We start from the raw sequence: 18,352 nt of genomic DNA, 5'->3' as shown, positions 1-18,352 counted from the left end.
AAGTCGATGTGCTCAAGAACTTGAGGAGCACCGTTTTCTGTACGGTCTGGCGGGTGCAGCCACCCCAGGATGACGACACCGCCGATCTCCTCGCCCCCGTTCCGGCCGTACGGACCGGCGGCCTTGTGGGATACGCACGCGTGTCCACCAAGGGGCAACTGCTCGATCGGCAGATCCACGCACTCACCGAAGCAGGATGCATCCGGTCACCGTGGCCAACTCCCACCGCCGCAACCACATCGTCCAGACCCGGGCTCTGCACGCCTACCTTCGCTGGCGCAACAGGAATGCCCGGCACCCCGACGTCCTCGCCGCCCAGCGGAAGGAGCGTGCTCGCATTCGCAGCGAGAAGCGCCTGCGCTGGGGCGGACGACCAACGAAAGTCGCGTGACCTCGATCAGGGCACCGGCAACACTGGCGCCATGACCGGTGATCGCAAGGCTCTGCAGGCCAGCTGGAATCAGACCCGTGACCACCTCGACGCTGCCCGAGCCCACCTCACACGCCTGCCGGACATCGATCTCTCAGCGACACTGGAGTTCCTGGAGCACAACGAGCTGGGACAGGCATCCGGAGCAGTCCGTATGGCCGTCCTACGTCAGGCCGGTCTGGGGGTTGCAGATCTGGCAGGCCTCGATGTCCGGCTCGGCCAGGGCGATGATCGCTTCTTCGCGGTTGATGAACCCCATGTCCGCGCACAGGGTGCACCCGCCGCGGTGCAGCACCGCCGTGTCACCGGTCCGCTTCGGCTGGATCTTCCAGGACTGCTCCGCCCGCTCCCGGCGACGCTGCTCCTGCTGCTCCTGGATCTCCAGCTCCCGGATCCGATTGCGGGTCTGGCGCAGCGAGTACTCCAGCCATTCAGCCAAGGCCCGGTTCTTGTCCAGGTCGGATATGGAGCCGGACACGGCTAAGCTGCCTCGTCCCCGGCTTCGTGGGCGTGCTTGAGTGTCATTCGCGCCGTCACCACACCACTGTCGAGCGTCGACCAGTATGGGTGCGTCGACACCACGGTGCTCAGCCGGAGCAGCTCCGCCTGATACCGGGCCACCTCCGCGGCCTGTTCGGCGGAGTAGCCGGGGCTGTCCGGCTTCCCGGACCGGTAGGTGCTGTGGAGCTGCTTGTCGGCCTCCCACCCGGGCATCGGCGCAGCCGACCACGGGAGCGTGGCGGCGTACTGCTCGTATGCGGCGCGGGTCTCGTGCAGCGCGAGCTGGGCATCGCGCAGATCCTGGGGAAAGTCGTACGTGGACACACGGGAATGCTACGTCTGTTCGAATATGGGATGCGAGCGGCCGCCTTGTTTCCGGCGTGGCGCGCCCGGCAGGCCGGGGCGGAGCGGAAGCGGTGGGCTTCCGGCTCCGATGAGATCTTGCAGAGATAGTTACAGGGAACCGAGTGCGACATGCAGAGTTAGTTACATCAAGGCGTAACTAACTCTGCCAAAGATGCGAATGATTGTGTAACTATGGCTGCATGGATCGTGGGGAGCAGCTCAGGCGCATCGCCGAATACGCTGCGGACCAATGGGGTCTGATCACCGCTGCCCAGGCGAAGCGGATCGGTCTGAATGCCGTACAGCTCCTGCGTCTGGCCGAGGCCGGACTGCTCGAGAACGTCGGCAGGGGTGTCTACCTCCTGCAAGCGGCCGGATTCCCCCCGCACCTTGAGATCAAGGTGGCCTGGCTGCGCCTGCAACCCGCTGTCTTCGCCTCGGAACGATCTCTGGGAGGTGAGGATTCCGGTGTCGTTTCCCATGCCTCCGCATGCCAGCTGCACGGTCTGGGAGATATCCCGGCCCCGAAGGCCGAGATCAGCGTGCCCCGACGCCGCACGACCACTGACCCCTTTGTCCGCCTGCGTACAGCGCAGCTAGAGTCGGCCGACATCACGCTCGTTCAGGGGCTGCCGGTCACCACCGCCCGGCGCACCATCCTCGATCTGCTCCGTAGCAAGACTGACGGCGGTCACGTCGGCGGCGTCATCGCCGACGCGGAACGTCTCGACCTCGTCGCGATCGAAGACCTGCAGGAAGCTGTCCGGCCTTTCACCCGCGCCTATGGCCTCCCCACCCGGGCTACAGGCGGCGAACTCATCGAGCACCTGGTCAGCCAGGCCGGCGCACGCCTGCGATCCCAGGAAGTCGCCAGAGCCAGCGAGGAAGGGTTCACCACCGCCATCGAGCTGATGGCCCAGAGCGCCGCCGGACCGGATCTAACTGCCGACCAGGCGATTCGGCAGGCCGTTCAGCGGGTCCTCCATGAGCAGGTGGTGGTGCCGAATGCTGGCCTGGAGGAGGCTCTGCGGCGGATCCGTGAGCAGGTGGTGGTGCCGAATGCTGGCCTGGAGGAGGCTCTGCGGCGGATCCGTGAGCAGATCGCGGCGCCCCAGCCGTCTTCCTGGCGCGCCATCGAGCGGCTGAACGCCCCCAATGCCGCGGCCGCTAGGGTTCGCCAGGCAATCGAGCAGGCACGTGCGTCGAACGATCGTGCAGCCCGAGAGAGCCCGCCAGACCAACCAGCTCAGGGCGCTTCCGAAGATGTTCAAAAAGGCATGAGCGGCAAACAGGACTCCGCGTAGGATCAGTTGTTCCAACTGACTTCTGGGGGCAGTCCACTTGGGGAAAACCTACGCCAGTGCTACGGCCTTCAGAGCTGCTCTGAATCAGTCGGCACGAAAGATGTCCAAGCAGACGGGCATGAGCGTGGGCGACCTCATGAAGATCTTCTACTTCAACCGGCTTGCCGCCCGCGTCTTCAGCAAGGACCCGGGCGGCTGGCTCATCAAGGGCGGCCAGGCCCTCCTCGTCCGCTATCGAGGTGCGGCCCGCCTCAGCCAGGACATCGACCTCCAGAGCACCGCCCTTGACCTCACCGCTGACGAAGTCCGGCAGCTGGTCATCGACGCTGCCACCTTCGACCTCAACGACTTCCTTCGCTACGCACCCACCAAGTACACCGACGCCACCGAAGAGGGGCGGGGCGGAGCTCAATACTTCAAGGTGTACCTCGGTACCGCCGAGGTAGCGACCATCAAGGTCGACCTCGTCGTCGGACGCCCGCTCACCGGCGACCCCGAGGTCCGCACCCTCAAGTCCGCTGTCGATCTGGAATGGCCCGTCGACTGGCCCGAGGTCCGCCTGTATCCGGTCGTCGACCACGTCGCCGACAAGATCTGCGCCATGTACGAACGGCACGGTGACAACGGCCAGCACGGATCCAGCCGCTACCGCGACCTTGCGGACCTTCTCCTCATCAGCCAGCAAGAAGCTGTCCCAGGTCAAGCCGCGCTCCGGGCGCTGGACCGCGAGGCCGAACGACGCCGCGCCAGCGGCACACACCTGGCCCTGCCCGATGCCTTCCAGACCCCCGGACCTGACTGGCACGAGGGCTACCCAGGACAGGCCAAGTTGGTAGTGGGACTGAACGGCTGTGCGACCTTTCCCGAAGCGGCCGAGGTCGCATCCGTTTTCGTCAACCCTCTTCTGAGCGGCACTGCTCAGGGCACTTGGAATCCCAATAGCGAGGCCTGGCTGTAGAGCCCGCTCTCAACAGCGGTAGGCGACGACCAGGGCAACGAGTGCTCCGGCCCCGGTGACCACCCCGAAGGAGAGCTTCACCAGGTCGAAGAGTGTCTTCGCGTCGAGCTTCGCGGTGCTACTCGGAGGGTGGGCCTGGAGGGCGCACCACCATGCGCTGCGGGGCTCCTCGTGCCGGACCCGGTTCGTCCGTACGGTGGTCCGGGGCCCGCTCTTGTGCCGCCCGCCGCCGCACCGCCACCGGACTCCTCTGCGCGGCCTCTGCTACGGCTTCGGCACCGGCGCCGGCGGCCTCACCGTCGTATGGATCCAGCAGCACCTCTGAGAAGGAAGACAGAAGCCGCAGGGAGTACTGAAGATGCGGTGAGCCTGCCCCCTGTACCGGCCCACCGACGACACCCCAGCCCAGACGGCGGGGCCACTCAGCGATCGGGACCGAGCAGCCAGATAGAACCGTCGACCACGTGTGGTTCCATTTCACGGACATCGAGCCCCTCGAGTTCGACCTGTAGACGCACCTGAACAGCCCGCGGGCCCGGACCAATTGGTTCGGGCCCGCTCGTGTTCCAAAGACGCTGTACAACACGCCCTGTCTCCGTGTTGCCTTAGCCAGTGAACGGGGCGCGACCGCGCCGCGTGGAAGGACGAACCCTTGAACGACCTGACGGCCAAGCTCTCCCAGGAGCAGACGACGCTCCTGAGCACCATGGCGCAGCAGTACCTCATGGAAGACGTGTGGCCCGTCTGGTCCTTCACCGTCGACACCCTGGACAACTACGGCCTCGACGCGGGGACGCTGATCCGCTCTCTGCCCCGCGTCGGGTCCCCCGGCCACTTCGGGCCCTCCTACGGGCTCACCTCGCATAACGGTTCCTACATCGCCGATGAGGACCGCCCGGCGCTCACCATTGCGGCCTGCCTGCACCTGCCCGAACTCGAGCCGTATGTGGGCGACCCCTTCCTGCGGGTCCTCCACACGTTGATCGGAATGCAGCGCAGCGCATCCATCTCGACGCAGGAAGCCACCAGGCCGCGGTTCACCCTCGCCGACATCGAGCGGGAACTCCCAGGGCTCCCCAAGCGCTTCGTGGCCAGGCTCCCGGGCGTCCTGGCGCTGGAACCGGCGACGTGGGGCGGCTCCAGTGGCGGCGCCGCGGCGGAAGGCACCTGGTGGCGTGAGCTGCGCCGGGAGATCCGCCAGTACAAGGAGGCCAAGACCCTCCACACTTACGTCCAGACCACCGCCCGCCTCATCACCGCTCAGGCGAGCGAAATCCCGGGCGCTGCCCCCGTCATGCCGGCCCCGGCGACAAGCGCCGCCCCAGGCCCCTACGTCGACGAAGCTCTGATCGCCGCCCTGGAAGCCAAGGACACCACTCTCCAGCGCGACAAGCTGCTCGCCCTGGTGGGCGAGCTCAATGCCAACCACGCCGATCGGCACACCTACGCCTGCCAGATGCTGCTGCGCGCCATCCTCGACCATGTCCCGCCCGCCTTCGGGCACCGCACGTTCGACCAGGTGGTAGCCAACGTGCCATTCGGCCAGACCGACAAGGCATACATCAAGAAGCTCACCGCCTTCCGCAACAGCGGCGATGACGCCCTGCACCGACCGATGAGCACCAAGCCCAGCCGCCTCAACATGGACGACCTGCCGCCTCGCACGTACATCAACGTGCTGCTTCAAGGCGTACTGGACAGCCTTCCCCCGGTTCCGCAGCCCACGTCCCACGTTGGCGGCGCATGACCCGAGCGCATGGGCCCGGACCACCTGGGCTGGACCGGGCCCCGGCATGCTGCGCGTGACAGAGGCAGAGAAGGAGAGAGCGTGTCCAAGTACGACGAAAAGGCCGCCGGGGAATCGCTCAGGAAGGCCGTGGAGCAGCTGAGCGGCGACGGGGTGGGCGATGGCGCCCAGGCCGCCCAGGCGGCCGTGCAAGCGCTGCACGGGCAGGAGTGGACGCCCGGGCAGGAGACGCAGATCCAGGCCATGGTGGGCCAGATCCGCAAGGTGCGGGACTTGAGCCGGCCGGGCGGGGGCGGGTGGCGTCGACGGCGGGCGTGGCGGGCGCAAGGGCGCCTGGACCTGATGATGACCGGCGGCCCGGAGCTCGTGAACGAGGCGGAACTGCGGCACTGGAAGAACCAGATGACGGTGCAGGTGCTGCTGGAATTCGCCGGCAGCGCGATGAAGCCGGCCGACACCACGAAGGCGCTCATCCGGATGGAGGCGCTGCGCGCCGCGACTTGGGAGGACTTGCAGCAGGCCAAGAAGGCGCTGGCTGAGCGGCAGGCTTCCGCCGGCTGACTCGGTGGCGTGTGGCAGAGGGCCGAACCGTCCTCAGACTCACTCCGGGACGACTGCCGGTCACACAGCCGGCGGGGGCGCGACCGGGCCGGCTTGTTCGGCAGGCTGGTCCAGCTGCTGCTCACGACGCCGTTGCTCGTTACGAAGTGCCTCGACGCGCTGGGTGAACTTGGCGAGGGCCTCGCCCTCTTGCTCCTCGGTGAACTGGCTGTAGTCACCGATGCCAAGCATCACGGCATTCAGCTCCTCCTCGATGGCGTCAGCTGTCTGCCGCAGGAAGTAGCTGCGCTCCCGGTACTTGTAGTAGCCCGTGAACGCGGACGCGAGGGTGATGCTGAACCCCAGAACCACGACGGACAGAGTCTGCCAGTTCCAGTCCTGCTGGCTGAGGGCGGCGATCGTAGTCACCGCGGTCGATCCGATCATGATCAGGGACTGCAAGCTGTTATGGACGCGGCGGTAGTGGCGGCTCTCCCGTCCGTACTGGGCAATGACCTCGGCCGTGTCCTCGCGGTACATGCTGCGACGCTCCGTCAGCGGTGGATGTGCCCGCAGGCCCTCCCTGCGTAGTTCTTCGCGCTTGGTAGCGAGGCTGTCCCGTAGTCGCGCCAGGCTGTGCTCGTAGCGGTCCGGTGGTATGTGCTGCACAGCGCGAAAACCGAGCGGATCAGCCCGGATGAGGTGATCCATACAGATCACTGCGAGCGTGAGGCCGCCGACGACCAGCGCAGTGACGAGGAAACCTCTGCCGGCCACAAGCGCGGCATGGACATCGGCGAACACGACGTTCCACGCGATGAGCGAGGGGATGCTCGCCAGGGTGACGAGCAGAGACGTGGCCAGAAGACGAGCACGTCTCCGCTTCCAGGCAACCTCTCGCTCCAGCTCCTGAACCGCCGTTCGTAACTCGTCGATCTCAGGCACCAACGCTCGCCCCCATGGTCAACTCAGCACACGTGTGACGTTGCCCGGTAGTTGGCCAGCGTGCATGGAAGAGCATGAGGTCAGCGCTTGATGTTGCGCCGTAATTGGCCACGACGTTGAGCGATTGATGGCCACTCGGGGTCGTGGGGTGGGGCCGTTCAGGGGCTCGCGACCGGCGAGGCGGTGAGGGCGGTGGAGTAGCTGATCAGGCGTTGTCGGAATGCGCTGAAGAAGGGCAGGTGGCGGGGCGGTGCGCTGAGGAAGGCGCGGATTCGGACCGCTCGAGACTCGTCTGCGGGGTCCTGCAACGGGGCGTTGCCACCGGGGAACAGGCACGATTCGCTGCCTGTGATGCGGGTCCAGATGAACTCGGAGGCGGAGTGTCGGAGGAGGTCGTCGGAGTAGAGCGGGTGCCGATTTCGGTTCCGCCGAGGTAGGCCCACGGCGATCTCCGCCCAGTCCGCGGCATCGAGGGCCCAGTCGTAGTACTGCAATCTGCGTGCCCGGTAGTCGATGCGGTCCGGGAGTCCGGAGATGTGCCGCGCGAGAGCCGTGAATGCAGTCTCGAGATTCTTCCGGCTCTGCCTGCGGTAGTGGCCAGCGTAGCGGCTGAGTTTGCGGCTCGTTCCATCGCGGCGGTGCCAGCGATCAGGGATTCCGAGGAACGCGGCCGCTTCCTCCAGGGTCATGCCGTTGCTGATCTGCACCAGCTGGACCGCGGCGAAACGGCGGAACCCGTAGGCGCCGCAGAGCGAGCGCCGCGAAGGTGCGGTGAACAGCTGGGCGAACCATGCATCCGGCAGCCATTGCGGGATGTGTTCGGGCTGGTAGCGGTCCTTGAAGGCCACGATCGCGCGCCCGGCCCTCGGGCCGGGGCGGGCAGGCTGCGCTCTGCGGATTTGGTTCTGCAGTTGGGCAGATCCGTGCCTGCGCAGCAGCCGCCAGGTGTTTCCCCATCCGCTTGTGCGGGGGCCCGGGGTGGTGGCCAGCATGAGAGCCAGAGCCTGTTCCAGGGCGGCCGGCGGCAGAGCAAGCAGACGCGTTGCGATGTCGAGTAGGCCGGCGGTCGCCGCGGCGGTGCGGGGAGGCGCGGCCCACAGACCGGTGATGCGCGGCGCCGCGTCTTCCTCGTCCGTGCGGCGGAGCGCCGACACATAGTCGTCGAGGGCGTCTGCCAGTTGCGTCTCGGGCGTGACGGTTGCCGTCGCAGGCCAGCTCGCGGTGACGACGGCGGCGACGACAGCCAGGTCACTGAAGGATGTGAACGCCTGGGCGGCGTCGTGAGAGTCGTGGAGCAGGTTCAGGATGGTCCGTTGCAGCTGGAGCACGCGGCTACTCGGAGGGCCCGCCGCGGCGGCATCCAGGCAGTCCAGGCGTGAGCCGCAGAGCGCTGATGTGTGCTCCCCGGTGGTGTTTCGGCACTGGGTCGGGTGAAGGCCGCCGACCGTGGCGGAGGGCACGAGGCTGAGACTGGCTCTGGGGTTCCCGCTTTGCGCCGGCCGGAGGCAGGAAGGACAGTCCTCCTGGAGAAAGAGCTGGTGTTCGACGCAGGCGAAGACGACGCCGAGACGCCAGTGGAGCTTCCAGGCTCCGCCGTGCCGTTGCTGGATCTCGCTGCCATCACCGGCCAGGCAGAGCGGGCAGAAGCGGGTGCTGGCGCTCAGGATCCAGGGCGGGAAGTAGCCGCGTGGACGCAGTTGCGCGGGGTTGCCGGGCCGGGTCAGGGCATCGGCGACGGCAGGCAGTCGGCCGACCAGCGGGCGGAGGGTGAGCTGGTCGACGTGATGGTCGGGCAGCCGCAGCGCCCGGGAGAAGGGCTCGAGGTGGTCCGGCGTGAGCATCAGCAGATGGCTGGTCGTGGACCGGGTGGTCTTGAGAGGTCCGCCTTGGACGAGGCCCGTGGAGACCGCCAGGCGCCCAGGAGACACATCCAGGCGGTGTGCCAGCCTGAGCAGGAGGCCGGGGAGGCTTTCGTCGGGCAGGGGAAGCAGGCTTCGCGGAAGAGGACGCAAGTCCATGGCGGCTCAGCCCTGGGTGACCGATCGCGGTCCACGGTCGTCGAAGACGGTGTTGCGGGCAGGTCGGCCGCGCTTGGAGCGTGCGCTCGTCCTCCGTCCGGGCGCCGGGACGGGCGGGACTTCGCCGGCGTCGGGATCGCGGCCGGGGTCGTCGAGGCTGATGACGATCTCGTCGAGGAGGACCTCGTCCAACAGCTCCTTGCCGCTGTCCATGGCTTCTTGGGCGCCGTCCTCGATGAGCCGTTCGAGGAGGCCAACGACGCCGCCGGTGCGGCGCATGAGGTACTCGGGCATGCCGCCCGCGGTGAGCATGCCCCGCTTGGCCTTGAGCAGCCGTAGCTGTTGTTCCATCCCGTCGAGGTGATCGCGGAAGGCCGCCATCTCCTCCGGGGTGCTGTAGCGGAAGCGGTCGAGCTCGACCAGGTCGAAGCGGCGCTCGGTCTGGGTGGTCTCGAAGCCGTGAACGCGGGCGTGCTCGGACGACGGCATCACCCACTGCCGCGTCTTGGCATCCCAGCGGGCTTCGCGCAGCAGTCCGGAGCCGGGGATGTCGACGCCGATCAGGATGAGGGTGACGTTCATGCTCATGAAGGCCCGGATCAGATCGAGGGTGTCCTGGTCGTCGGCGCGGTGCATGCGCAGGCGAGTGATGTCGTCCAGGATCAGGGCTTTGACGCCGTGGTCGTGAAGAGATTCGGCGACCTGCGCGATGAGCTGGGGGAGGTTCATGCTCTTTGTCGGGGCGCCGAAGAATTCGAGGACGGCCTGGCACGTGCTCTTCGGCTTCGCGGTGACCGGGGTCTGGACGTAGGCGACGGGGGCGTGAAGGTCCCAGGTGCCGTCGACGGCCACGGGGTTGAGGTGGTTGTGCATCTCCAGCCAGGCGTCCTCGAAGGACGCGGCGACCTCGCAGACCGTCTCGGTCTTGCCCTGGTAGCCCCAGCCGGTGACCATGACCCCGGCCCGGGTGGCGGGCTTCTGCTTGAGCGCGTTGTTGCGCATCCGCCGGTTCACGAGCCGGGCGACCTTCAGCGACATCGGTGTCTCCTGCAGCGGCAGGTTCACGTGGGTGGCTGTGCGGTGCAGGTCGTAGAGGGACCGCCGGTGCGGGCTCAGCGCCCGCCACTGGGCGAAGGTCAGCTTCGGCGCCGACTCGAACTGCCCGCGGCCGGTTCGGTAGTGCTGCCAGCCCTCGAACGTGTCCCGGCGCGGTGGCTTGCCGGTGATCATCTCGGCGAGGACGCCGGGGGGAAGGACCTCGGTCACGCGTTCTCCCTGGGCTGTGCGGGGGTGTCCGTCTCGTCCTCGTCCGGTGGCAGCAGGAACAGGCTGCGGCGCCGCAGGGACTCGCCCAGCCGCGGTGGCGGGGTTGGTGTTCGCGGAACGGATGCTTCACGACGGCGCCGCCGGTCGGCGTCGACCGCGTCCGTGACGGTGCGGGCCTGCTCCGGCCAGGGCACCACCTCCGCCGTTGCCTGCGGTGCGGTCACCGGTGAGCGGTCCCGCTCGGCCGCTTGGGCCTGCGTGGACCGTCGGGAACGTTCGACCCGTTCCCGCTTGGTCATCTGTGTCGGCCACTGGTCGACCGGGATCGCCGAACCGAGCAGGTCCAGCAGGACCGGCAGCAGTTCGGCGTCCGACTTCGGCGCGAGGCGCCGCCGCCTCACCTCACTGAGCAGGTCCTCGGCTGTGCGATCGGAGAACGCCGGCACCTCACCGCCGGGCGGCAGCCCGGTCCAGCGCAGGGGGTGCCAGTGGTCGTGGTCCACCGGGTCCTGGAAGAACGCGGTGCGGCGGTCGCGCCGGTCGGAGCGGACCACCCACTTGCCCTTGTGCCGGCCGCCTCGCGTGGAGGGCTGGCAAAAGCGCGAGTCGTCCAGGACGTCGTCGTGATACCAGAGGCCGCCGATCTTCACTCCTCGGCCTGGGTGGATCTTGACGTGGTGCTTCTTGAGCAGCTTGTAGTAGAGCTCCGGCTTCGGGATCTGCATGGCGAACCCGCCTTGGTGCATCGAGGCTGCGAACAGCGAGTTCGGGCTGTGCTCCTCACCGGGGCCCCAGGCCGGCGCGTACTCGCCCAGAACCCGGTTCTGCCAGATCTTCACCACCCAGGTCGCGATCAGGTTCTCCATCTGCGACATCGAGAGCACCGCTTCGGCTTCTGGGTCGGCGCCCCGGTCGGCGACGTCGACGCCGGTGTAGCCGAGCAGGTGCTCCAGGAGCAGGCTGTTGACCGCGCCGAAGGCCCGCTCGACGGCGAACTTGTCCGTCGGCCGCAGAACCCTCGCGGGCAGGATCCTGCATCCCAGCGTCCGCTCGGCCTCGACGACTTCGTGGTTCTTGTAGGGGCCACCGTGGTCGGTCGTCACCGTCTCAGGGGGAAAGAACGGCAGGGCAGCGACCTTGTGGCCGGCGAACTGGGCGACCACGGTGGCGGGGACGCCGGGGTAGGGCCACTCCATCTCCTCGCCCCAGCCCTCGCGCATCGGCAGCGGCATCATCACGTCTCGCAGCAGCATCGCGACGTCCACCGCGGTGTCGGCCACCATCGTCAGCCGGAACGCGACGATCGAATGGGTGTAGAGGTCTAAGGCGAGGGTGAGCATCACCGACACCGGATCGCCGAAGACGGACTCGCGGACCTTTACCGGCAGCGGCGTCGTATCCAGTGCGACGACCTGCCCTGGCCGGTGCACCACCACACGCGCGGAGGCGTTCTTGGCCGCCTCGGCCGAGCGGACGTTGCGCTGGCGGGCGCCGTCGGGGCCGAACCACTCCGGCCAGACCTTCCGCAGCGTGAAGTAACTGGGGATGTCGTCGACCGGGAACTTGGGGAACCTCTCGCGGACGTACTGGTGCATCAGCCGGTGCCGGGCCCGCATGCTGACCCTGGACCGCTCAAGGCACTCCTGCCTCACCGCGAAGATCGCCTCCCGGATCTCCTCCGTGATGCTCGGGTGCCCACCGCTCTTGCGGGTCCAGCGGCCATCCGCGCAACCGGTGACGAGCTCCTCCGCGCTCTGCGCGGCCAGACGCCGTAGCGTCCGCTCGCTCATGTTGGCCAGGCCCAGCATCCGGGCCTCCGTCGGATCCAGCGCGGCCAGTTCGGCGGCCTTGGCCCGGCGCCGCTCGGTCACCGTGGTCGCCGCCGGATCGTAGGCTGGCCGCGGCTCGCCGGGCAGAGCGCGCGACGGGTGCCCGAACCGGTAGCCGGTCTCTGCCTCCAGAACGTGGGCGGCCCGCAGCCGGGCTCGCTGCAGCTGGACCTCGTTCAGGTCATCCGCCGTGGTGGGCTGATAGGCGCCCCGCTCCTTCATGCTGTTCGTTCTCGCCGGGACGCAGTCGGGATGATGCATCAACCAGCGGATCGAACGGACCTCCCTCTCCCCTCCGTCGCCGACCAGCACGACGGCCGCGACGTGTGGGCGTACTTCCTCCACCGTCCACTCGAGGCCGTTGAGACGCAGGGCGACACCCGGTGCGATGTCCATCAGCATCGTCATGGCTCCATCCGGTCCCGAACGCTCCAGACCAGGGAGCTGTCGCCCAGAGGCCGGCCCAGGTCGACGCCGAGACGGCGATGCCAGAGCAGGTGCACAGCATGGGCGCGGGCGACGGCCGGCAGCGAGGTCTTGTTCACGAGGTCGCCGAACCGGATTGACGGGGACAGGGCCGCAGCGGCCTCCACCTGATCCTGCAAAGCCAGCGGATCCTGCAGCGGCCTGCGCTGAGCGGAGAGTTGGTCCAGGACGGACTGCACGTGTGGGTGCCAGCCGGACACCACCGTGTAGCGCCACCCGCTGGCCGCCGCAGCCTCGGCTGAGGCCGCGAACTTCACCGCGTCAGCTTTCTGGATCAGCCGCCGGGGCCGGACGTCGAACAGCCACCGGCCACCATCAGGCATCACGGCGAGCAGGTCGGGTGTGTGCTCGACGCGGCCACCGACATCCTCGAAGGACAGCCGGAACGGCTGGGGCAGGACCTCGGCCACCGTCACGAAGTCCAGCGCGAGGAGCAGCATGTCCTCCTCCAGCGACTCGAAACCGTGGTGCCGGCCGGTGGAGACCATGTACTCCAGTCCCGGCCGATGCCGCTGCCGGGCCCGCCAGGTGAACGCGCGTACCGGCTGCGACGACAGCACCGGCACCGCGGACAGATCCCGGACCGGCCAGGCCACCTCGTCCCCGTCGAACCGCCACGTCGCCGACCACCGCCTCGGCCACGACTCGCCCAGCACCAGCTGAGCCCGTACCGAATCGTCCACGTCGTACGGCACGACCAGCTCATCCAGCCCACAGGCGTCGGAACGAATCCGTACGCCGTCCTGCGTCTCCACGCCGCCAGCACAGCACCAGCACGTACACGACGTGCACGCATCTCCGTACGTGATCACAACTCGCCGAAGCGGGACCGTTCACAGGACGTCACTGGCCAAGTAGAGATCAAAAGGGCCAGCTATCGCGCAACGTCACAACACGTACGCATCCGATGACCGTGCCAGCGGAGGCCCGCCTCTGTCCACAGGCGACCCGTGGCCTCCTGGTGGCATGAGCGATCACGAGCAACAGCAGCAGTCGGCCCCACGCCGCGGCAAGGTCCTGGAGGCCCTCGCGCGGGCGGACCGGAAGGTCTTCACCCGGCCCGCGCCGAAATCCGCAAAGGCACAGATGAAATTCCTCCTCACGCGCACGAAGGGCTCAGCGAAGGACCTGGCGGCGCGCCTGGGCACCTCTCGCCGTACGGTGGAGCGCTACCGCGCCGGGACGCTGACGAAGCCACAGAAGCGGCTCCAGGCCGCCCTGGTGGAGGCGACCGAATCCGAGTGGCAACCCCAGGTCAGGGCACAGGCGCGGGAGCAAGCGTCCACCTCCAGCGGCATGATGGTGCACGTCGTCGCCTACTTCGGATTCACCGCCTCCGGGTCCTCCGACGACGGCCGCGAGCGTCACGTCACCACCGCGATCTCACCCACCTACGCCGCCCAGATACTCCAGCTCCAGGAGGCCGGTGCGACGAAGGAAGACTTGCATCCGATCGTCGCCAAGGCCATCACCGAGTCCTATTTCACGGACTGGGGTACCCGCTGTCACGGCCTGGTCGCGGATTTTACGCATGTCCAGTCGATAGAATTCGAGTTCTGAAACGGATGAATTCTGAACCTTCTATAAACCATATTTGGTGGGCCGCCGTACAGCGCTCTGGCGGCGGCCCGCTCTCTGAATCCACACGACGAATGCGAGGCCGAAGATGTCCAGCAGGACCTGGCCGCCTGGCGGCGGTGCCCGTCGCCCGATTTCTCCTCGGGTCGCCGCGCCCCGCGAGCCGGTCGACCCTGCCCGCATCGGCCGGGGCGTGGTGCGCCGCCGCGCCAAGGGCATGGACACCGGCGCCGTCGCGGCGGCCCTCGAGGACGCCCGGTTCGACGCGCGCCAGGACTCGCGACACGAGCACCTGGCCGACGACGACCGCGGCCGCGCAGAGCTCGCGGAGTGGGAGCGCCTGCACCAGCTGCTCGCCGCCGCGGCGCCGGGCACCGTCTATGACCCGGACGCCGACGACGTCGTCCAGGCCGAGCTCGCCGCCGACGCCGCGGCCGCCGCCGCCCGGAAAGCCGAGCTGCGCGAAGCCGCCCGGATCGCCGCCCGCGCCGATGAGCTCCAGGCACTGCGCGAGCTGGGCACGCTGGAGCAGGCCGAGCCCCGCGAAGGTGACGAAGCGGTCCGCGACGAACTCACGCGCCGCGCCGGCGGGTACGTCCAGGGCGACGTCGACGCCTGGCTCGCCTACGCCCTGGCCGCGCACCTCGGGCACTACCGCGACCCGGCCGCCCGCCAGAGGGCCGCCGGCCTTCTGACGCCGCCGCTGCTCGCCCACGCCGCGCTGCTCACCGAACTCGCGCACCTCGCCCCGGGCGTCGGCGTCGACCAGTTGGCGTTCGCGGCCCGGCTCACCACCACCGAGCCCGAAGCCGCCGGCGACCTCGCCGCGTTCCTCGCCTGCGCCCGGTCCGACGCGAGCTGACCTCACCCTGCGCAACCTCCCAGACCTCCCAGATCCCTGAGGGAGACCTGGGAGGCACCTGGGGGACTGAGGTCAGAAATGCCCGGATGATCCGGGATATCTAGGAGGTTGATAGGCCGTTTCCCCAGGTGGACGCGCTCCTGAGAGGCGAGCTGGGAGCCTGGGAGGCACAAGGGGGCCGCGCGGTCCCGAGTGGTGTCACGCTGACGGAGGGTGATCGCGACGGCGCTGAGGCTTCGCTCGGGTTTGCCAGCTTAGGCGGTTTGTGCAGGCCAGGCGGCGATCCGTAGGGTGGCTCGCGTGGACGAGCCTGACTGGTACTGCAGCGAGGTCATTCCCCGCACGATCGACATCGACGTAGTGATTGAGACCGAGGAGGTATTGGCGTTCCGCCCGCCAATACCCGGTTTCGGGACAGACCATGTGATCGTGGTGCCGAAGCAGCATGTTCGATCCCTGCTGGAGCTGGACGTCACCGTGGGGGCTCAGCTGCTCGAGGTCGTCCAGTCCGCTGCACGGCACGTAGTCGAACAGCACGGGGGGTGCCAGGTCTTGACCACGCTCGGCAACGAACAGCACAACCGGCATCTCCACCTTCACATCGCTGCCGGAGATGGCGTAGCCCGCTTCGTCCCGCGCGCGTAACTTCGCTGGGTTCCGTCCGGCACCGCCACCCACGCCGACAGCGGCTCGATGCCGTGCGGCACGGTGCTGGACTTCCGCTCTGCCGAGCAGCGGCTCCAGTCGCACGCCGACCTGTGACTGACACCCCTGACCGGAGTGGACCCGAAGACGTACGGCGGTGTGTGGGCCGACGTCCTGGACCAGGCCGACCGCGTGCTGCTCGCCCGGGTCGAAGAGAGCGCCGCCGCCGGCGAGGACAGTCCGCTGCAGAACATGCTGGCGATGATGGGCTTGGCCTGCCGGTCCGCAGCCAAGGGCGAACTCGGCTTTGCGGCAACGTCCCTGGGGCACTGCGAGACGATCGCCCTGAACCTGTAGCTGCTGCACGCTGCTCCTGGTGCTGCTCGTCCTCCTGGCCCCGCTGTTCGGCTGCTGCAAGGTGGATCTGGCGTGCAGCGCAGCATTCGCACGACCCGGGCGGCACACGGGTGCTGCTCGTGCAGCAAGGCCGGCCCCGGCGGTTGCACCCGAGGGCAGCAGCGCACTGCGGCCCTCCGAGCTGGCGCTGCATAACATCGCAGTTCTGCCATGTTCCGTGCCAGATCTATGCACGACCGCTGCATGCAGCGCCGTGCTGCCGCGGCTGGCGCTGATCAGTGGACGCTCTTGAGGCGGGTCGGCTTGGTGATGGGCGTGACGTTCCCCTTGGCTTTGGCTTCGGCCTTGCGGGCCTTCTCGTCCAGGTGGAGCTGGAAGCGGCGTTCGTACTCGTCCTCGAAGTCGCCAACGTCCAGCCGCATGTCCCGGGGCAGGGCCTTGACAGCGCGCTGCTGCTCGCGGGGGTCGTTGAAGGCGGCGATCATCGGGTGGAGCTGGAAGCGTCCACGGCGGACCACGGTGACGAGCCGGGCGGCGACCAGGTGCGGCATGGCCCGGCTGATCATGCCGCGCTCCATGGCCAGGCCGGTAGCGAGTTCGTCGTGCGTGGCGACGACCAGGCCGCCCGGCTCCTGCTCGCTCATCATGTGCAGCAGCAGCGTGTAGGCGGTGGGAGGCAGCCGCGGAACGTACGCGAGACCGTTGAAGCTGCCCCACAGCACGTTGCGGCGAGGAACCCATTCCTCTGCGGCAGCTGACGTCATGACGTGGCCTTCCCTTCCCCATCCGACTCCTTGCGCACTTCCAGTTTCGCGCCGGGAGCGGCCATCGCCCGGAACGCGTCGGGCGCGTCCGGGTCCTCCATGATCTCGCGCAACAGGTCCAGCTGTTCCACCCTGTCGCCCATACCCGTCTTGGGGCGCTTCTTCTCCCCCTTGCGCGGCTCCCTGAGCCCGCCCCTGAGCGACGCGGCCGGGTTGAGTTGGTAGACGCCCCGCTGGAGCTTACGCAGAGCCCCGTCGGCCTCCAGGACGTTGAAGACGCGGCTGATGTGAGGCCGGCTGTACCCGAGGTCCGCGGCGACGTCCTCGTGGGTGGCTTCGATCAGACCACCGGGCTTCTGCGATCCCATGAGGGTGAACAGCACCACGAGAACGAACCGGTCGTCGTCGTACCGGACGGCAGCCCAGCGCATGAACTCCAGGCTGTCCATGGAGAACGCCTCGCCGATGAACCCCGTGCTGGAACCCACCGGGAAGACCTGGGCGGCATGGCCGGCGGGCAGCTCGATCGTGGAGCCGGAGGACCGGTTGTACGCAGTGGGCGGCGGCTTCGGGCGACGCCGACGACGGGACGGCGCGCCAGGCAGCTTCGGCGCTGCGCTGCCGTCCAGGGGCCCTGAGCTCATAGGGTCGCTGCCTCCTTGATCGTCGTGACGTCAGCACCATAGCGGAGAACCGTGGCAGTAGTGCCACCAAAACGCGGCAGCGCCGACACGAAAGTCACCCGAAGGTCAGCCCTGGACTGACCTTCGCCTCCGAGACCGTGCCGAGCGACGACTGACGCACCGCACCACGCTTGGTGGCACTACTGCCACGAAACGATGTTGCTGGGTCAGCCCTGGACTGACATCCCCACCGAGATATGTCAGTCTAGGGCTGACATATCTTTTGGAATCCAGCTCGTTGACCTGCGAAAACCTGCGGCTCTTACCTCTAGAGCGTGCGCGCGCGTGATACCGGTCCTCCTCGCCGTGATCAAGCACCGCCACGCCGTGGAATCTGCCCATCAGCAGCACAGGCTGCCGGGCCGGACCCGCCGTAGCGCGCGGCTTTGCGTGCAGCTCCGTCGGCCCTCTGCGGACCGTAGGCGGCAGCAGCGGCGCTGAGTCTCGGGTGGTGCCGACCGTGACGCTCAAAAGAACGGAGGCGTGGCCGGTGCCGGTGAGCGGTTCCGCCGCCCGACCCCGGGGGGGGGCGGCTTCGGCACCTCCGCACACCGCAATTCCGGCTTTCCGATATCGGAGGTACCGTTCCGTGGCGGAGGTCCGCAGCTTCCCAATTCGTGAATTCCTCGCATGAGTGGGCGCGTAGGATTCCGACACTGATGTGCAATCAAAGGCGCTCTCCACCTAGATGGTTGGAGGGTATCCTCCATTTCCGCCAACCGTACATGCTGCATCAATCTGATGCACTCGGCGCGCTAGAACCCACACGAACGAGCAACCCCCACCCCTTGTAGCCAGCCCAACCCGCGCCAGCGGGTCGCAACGGTTCTGGAGCCGCAGCCGGAAGAGCCGTCAGGCGGGGGAGCGCAGCGGACCCGTCCAGGAGTGCAAAGCACTCCTCAACTCCCTTACGTCATACCAAACAAGCCGCACCTGGCGCACCGTCAACCGCAGCCGCGCATCGCGCGGCCCGCCGAGCGCGCAGCGGCCGGCACTCCCTCAACTCCTGGAGCGAAGCGAAGGGAGTTGGCCCGTGCTCCGCACGGGCAGCGGGAGCGCAGCGACCGCCCCGCTTGCACATCGCGCAGCGATGT

General features: G+C 68.0%; 18 protein-coding genes and 1 pseudogene. 10 read left to right on the top strand and 9 right to left on the bottom strand.

All coding sequences use genetic code 11. The annotated features are described in order from the left end of the window. Window positions 1–208 precede the first annotated feature (208 nt). Window positions 209–391: pseudogene (locus OG507_RS39630) on the top strand (IS630 family transposase); the annotation flags it as partial. A gap of 202 nt (window positions 392–593) precedes the next feature. Here the strand turns inward: OG507_RS39630 and OG507_RS39625 are convergent. Beyond that, a complete protein-coding gene (locus OG507_RS39625; RefSeq protein ID WP_327372272.1) occupies window positions 594–908 on the bottom strand; it encodes a DUF6233 domain-containing protein in 315 nt (104 codons plus the stop codon). Window positions 909–910: 2 nt separating this feature from the next. Further along, the gene (locus OG507_RS39620; RefSeq protein WP_327372271.1) at window positions 911–1,255 is read right to left on the bottom strand and encodes a hypothetical protein; all 345 of its coding nucleotides are present in this window, start codon (window positions 1,253–1,255) and stop codon (window positions 911–913) included. Window positions 1,256–1,476: 221 nt separating this feature from the next. Here OG507_RS39620 and OG507_RS39615 point away from each other — a divergent pair, with 221 nt between their 5' ends. The 5 genes from OG507_RS39615 (at window position 1,477) to OG507_RS39595 (ending at window position 5,846) form a co-directional block, all read left to right on the top strand. Further along, the gene (locus OG507_RS39615; RefSeq protein ID WP_327372270.1) at window positions 1,477–2,580 is read left to right on the top strand and encodes a type IV toxin-antitoxin system AbiEi family antitoxin domain-containing protein; all 1,104 of its coding nucleotides are present in this window, start codon (window positions 1,477–1,479) and stop codon (window positions 2,578–2,580) included. A 100-nt stretch (window positions 2,581–2,680) separates the two neighbouring features. Further along, complete coding sequence (locus tag OG507_RS39610) at window positions 2,681–3,538, top strand: nucleotidyl transferase AbiEii/AbiGii toxin family protein (protein WP_327372269.1); 858 nt, start codon at window positions 2,681–2,683, stop codon at window positions 3,536–3,538. Window positions 3,539–3,593: 55 nt separating this feature from the next. Then, window positions 3,594–3,863, top strand: coding sequence for a hypothetical protein (locus OG507_RS39605; RefSeq protein WP_327372268.1), 270 nt, complete (start codon window positions 3,594–3,596; stop codon window positions 3,861–3,863). 327 nt (window positions 3,864–4,190) lie between these two features. Beyond that, the gene (locus tag OG507_RS39600) at window positions 4,191–5,285 is read left to right on the top strand and encodes a hypothetical protein (protein ID WP_327372267.1); all 1,095 of its coding nucleotides are present in this window, start codon (window positions 4,191–4,193) and stop codon (window positions 5,283–5,285) included. Window positions 5,286–5,366: 81 nt separating this feature from the next. Then, entirely contained in the window at window positions 5,367–5,846 is a 480-nt protein-coding gene (locus tag OG507_RS39595) for a hypothetical protein (protein WP_327372266.1), read from the top strand. Between the two features lie 60 nt (window positions 5,847–5,906). On the opposite strand, the gene OG507_RS39590 is transcribed toward OG507_RS39595, so the two are convergent. The 5 genes from OG507_RS39590 to OG507_RS39570 all read right to left on the bottom strand — a co-directional run bounded on the left by OG507_RS39590 (window position 5,907) and on the right by OG507_RS39570 (window position 13,124). Beyond that, window positions 5,907–6,770 carry a DUF4231 domain-containing protein gene (locus OG507_RS39590; RefSeq protein ID WP_327372265.1) on the bottom strand — a complete coding sequence of 288 codons (864 nt, stop codon included), beginning with the start codon at window positions 6,768–6,770 and terminating at the stop codon, window positions 5,907–5,909. A gap of 158 nt (window positions 6,771–6,928) precedes the next feature. Next, window positions 6,929–8,788, bottom strand: coding sequence for a TniQ family protein (locus tag OG507_RS39585; protein WP_327372264.1), 1,860 nt, complete (start codon window positions 8,786–8,788; stop codon window positions 6,929–6,931). A 6-nt stretch (window positions 8,789–8,794) separates the two neighbouring features. Then, window positions 8,795–10,054 (bottom strand): AAA family ATPase, encoded by a 1,260-nt coding sequence (locus tag OG507_RS39580; protein WP_327372263.1) that lies wholly within the window; start codon window positions 10,052–10,054, stop codon window positions 8,795–8,797. Further along, window positions 10,051–12,291, bottom strand: coding sequence for a transposase (locus OG507_RS39575; protein WP_327372262.1), 2,241 nt, complete (start codon window positions 12,289–12,291; stop codon window positions 10,051–10,053). The genes OG507_RS39580 and OG507_RS39575 overlap by 4 nt, the downstream gene beginning before the upstream one ends. Further along, the gene (locus OG507_RS39570; RefSeq protein WP_327372260.1) at window positions 12,288–13,124 is read right to left on the bottom strand and encodes a TnsA-like heteromeric transposase endonuclease subunit; all 837 of its coding nucleotides are present in this window, start codon (window positions 13,122–13,124) and stop codon (window positions 12,288–12,290) included. The genes OG507_RS39575 and OG507_RS39570 overlap by 4 nt, the downstream gene beginning before the upstream one ends. Window positions 13,125–13,335: 211 nt before the next feature. Between OG507_RS39570 and tpg the strand changes: the two genes are divergently transcribed. The 4 genes from tpg (at window position 13,336) to OG507_RS39550 (ending at window position 15,811) form a co-directional block, all read left to right on the top strand. Next, window positions 13,336–13,929, top strand: coding sequence for a telomere-protecting terminal protein Tpg (gene tpg / locus OG507_RS39565; RefSeq protein WP_327372259.1), 594 nt, complete (start codon window positions 13,336–13,338; stop codon window positions 13,927–13,929). A 106-nt stretch (window positions 13,930–14,035) separates the two neighbouring features. Then, window positions 14,036–14,809, top strand: a complete 774-nt coding sequence (locus tag OG507_RS39560; protein ID WP_327372258.1) for a hypothetical protein — start codon at window positions 14,036–14,038, stop codon at window positions 14,807–14,809. Window positions 14,810–15,109: 300 nt separating this feature from the next. Further along, a complete protein-coding gene (locus OG507_RS39555; protein WP_327372257.1) occupies window positions 15,110–15,454 on the top strand; it encodes an HIT family protein in 345 nt (114 codons plus the stop codon). 135 nt (window positions 15,455–15,589) lie between these two features. Then, window positions 15,590–15,811, top strand: coding sequence for a hypothetical protein (locus OG507_RS39550; RefSeq protein ID WP_327372256.1), 222 nt, complete (start codon window positions 15,590–15,592; stop codon window positions 15,809–15,811). A 275-nt stretch (window positions 15,812–16,086) separates the two neighbouring features. Here the strand turns inward: OG507_RS39550 and OG507_RS39545 are convergent, their stop codons facing one another. Both OG507_RS39545 and OG507_RS39540 read right to left on the bottom strand, forming a co-directional pair. Further along, entirely contained in the window at window positions 16,087–16,575 is a 489-nt protein-coding gene (locus OG507_RS39545; RefSeq protein ID WP_327372255.1) for a hypothetical protein, read from the bottom strand. After that, window positions 16,572–17,219, bottom strand: a complete 648-nt coding sequence (locus OG507_RS39540; RefSeq protein WP_327372254.1) for a helix-turn-helix domain-containing protein — start codon at window positions 17,217–17,219, stop codon at window positions 16,572–16,574. Before OG507_RS39540 ends, OG507_RS39545 begins: the two co-directional genes overlap by 4 nt. Window positions 17,220–18,352: the final 1,133 nt, after the last annotated feature.

This window comes from Streptomyces sp. NBC_01217, assembly GCF_035994185.1.
In the GTDB taxonomy this organism is placed as follows: domain Bacteria; phylum Actinomycetota; class Actinomycetes; order Streptomycetales; family Streptomycetaceae; genus Streptomyces.
Note: the sequence above shows the minus strand (reverse complement) of the source record. Positions and strands in the feature narration are given on the sequence as shown.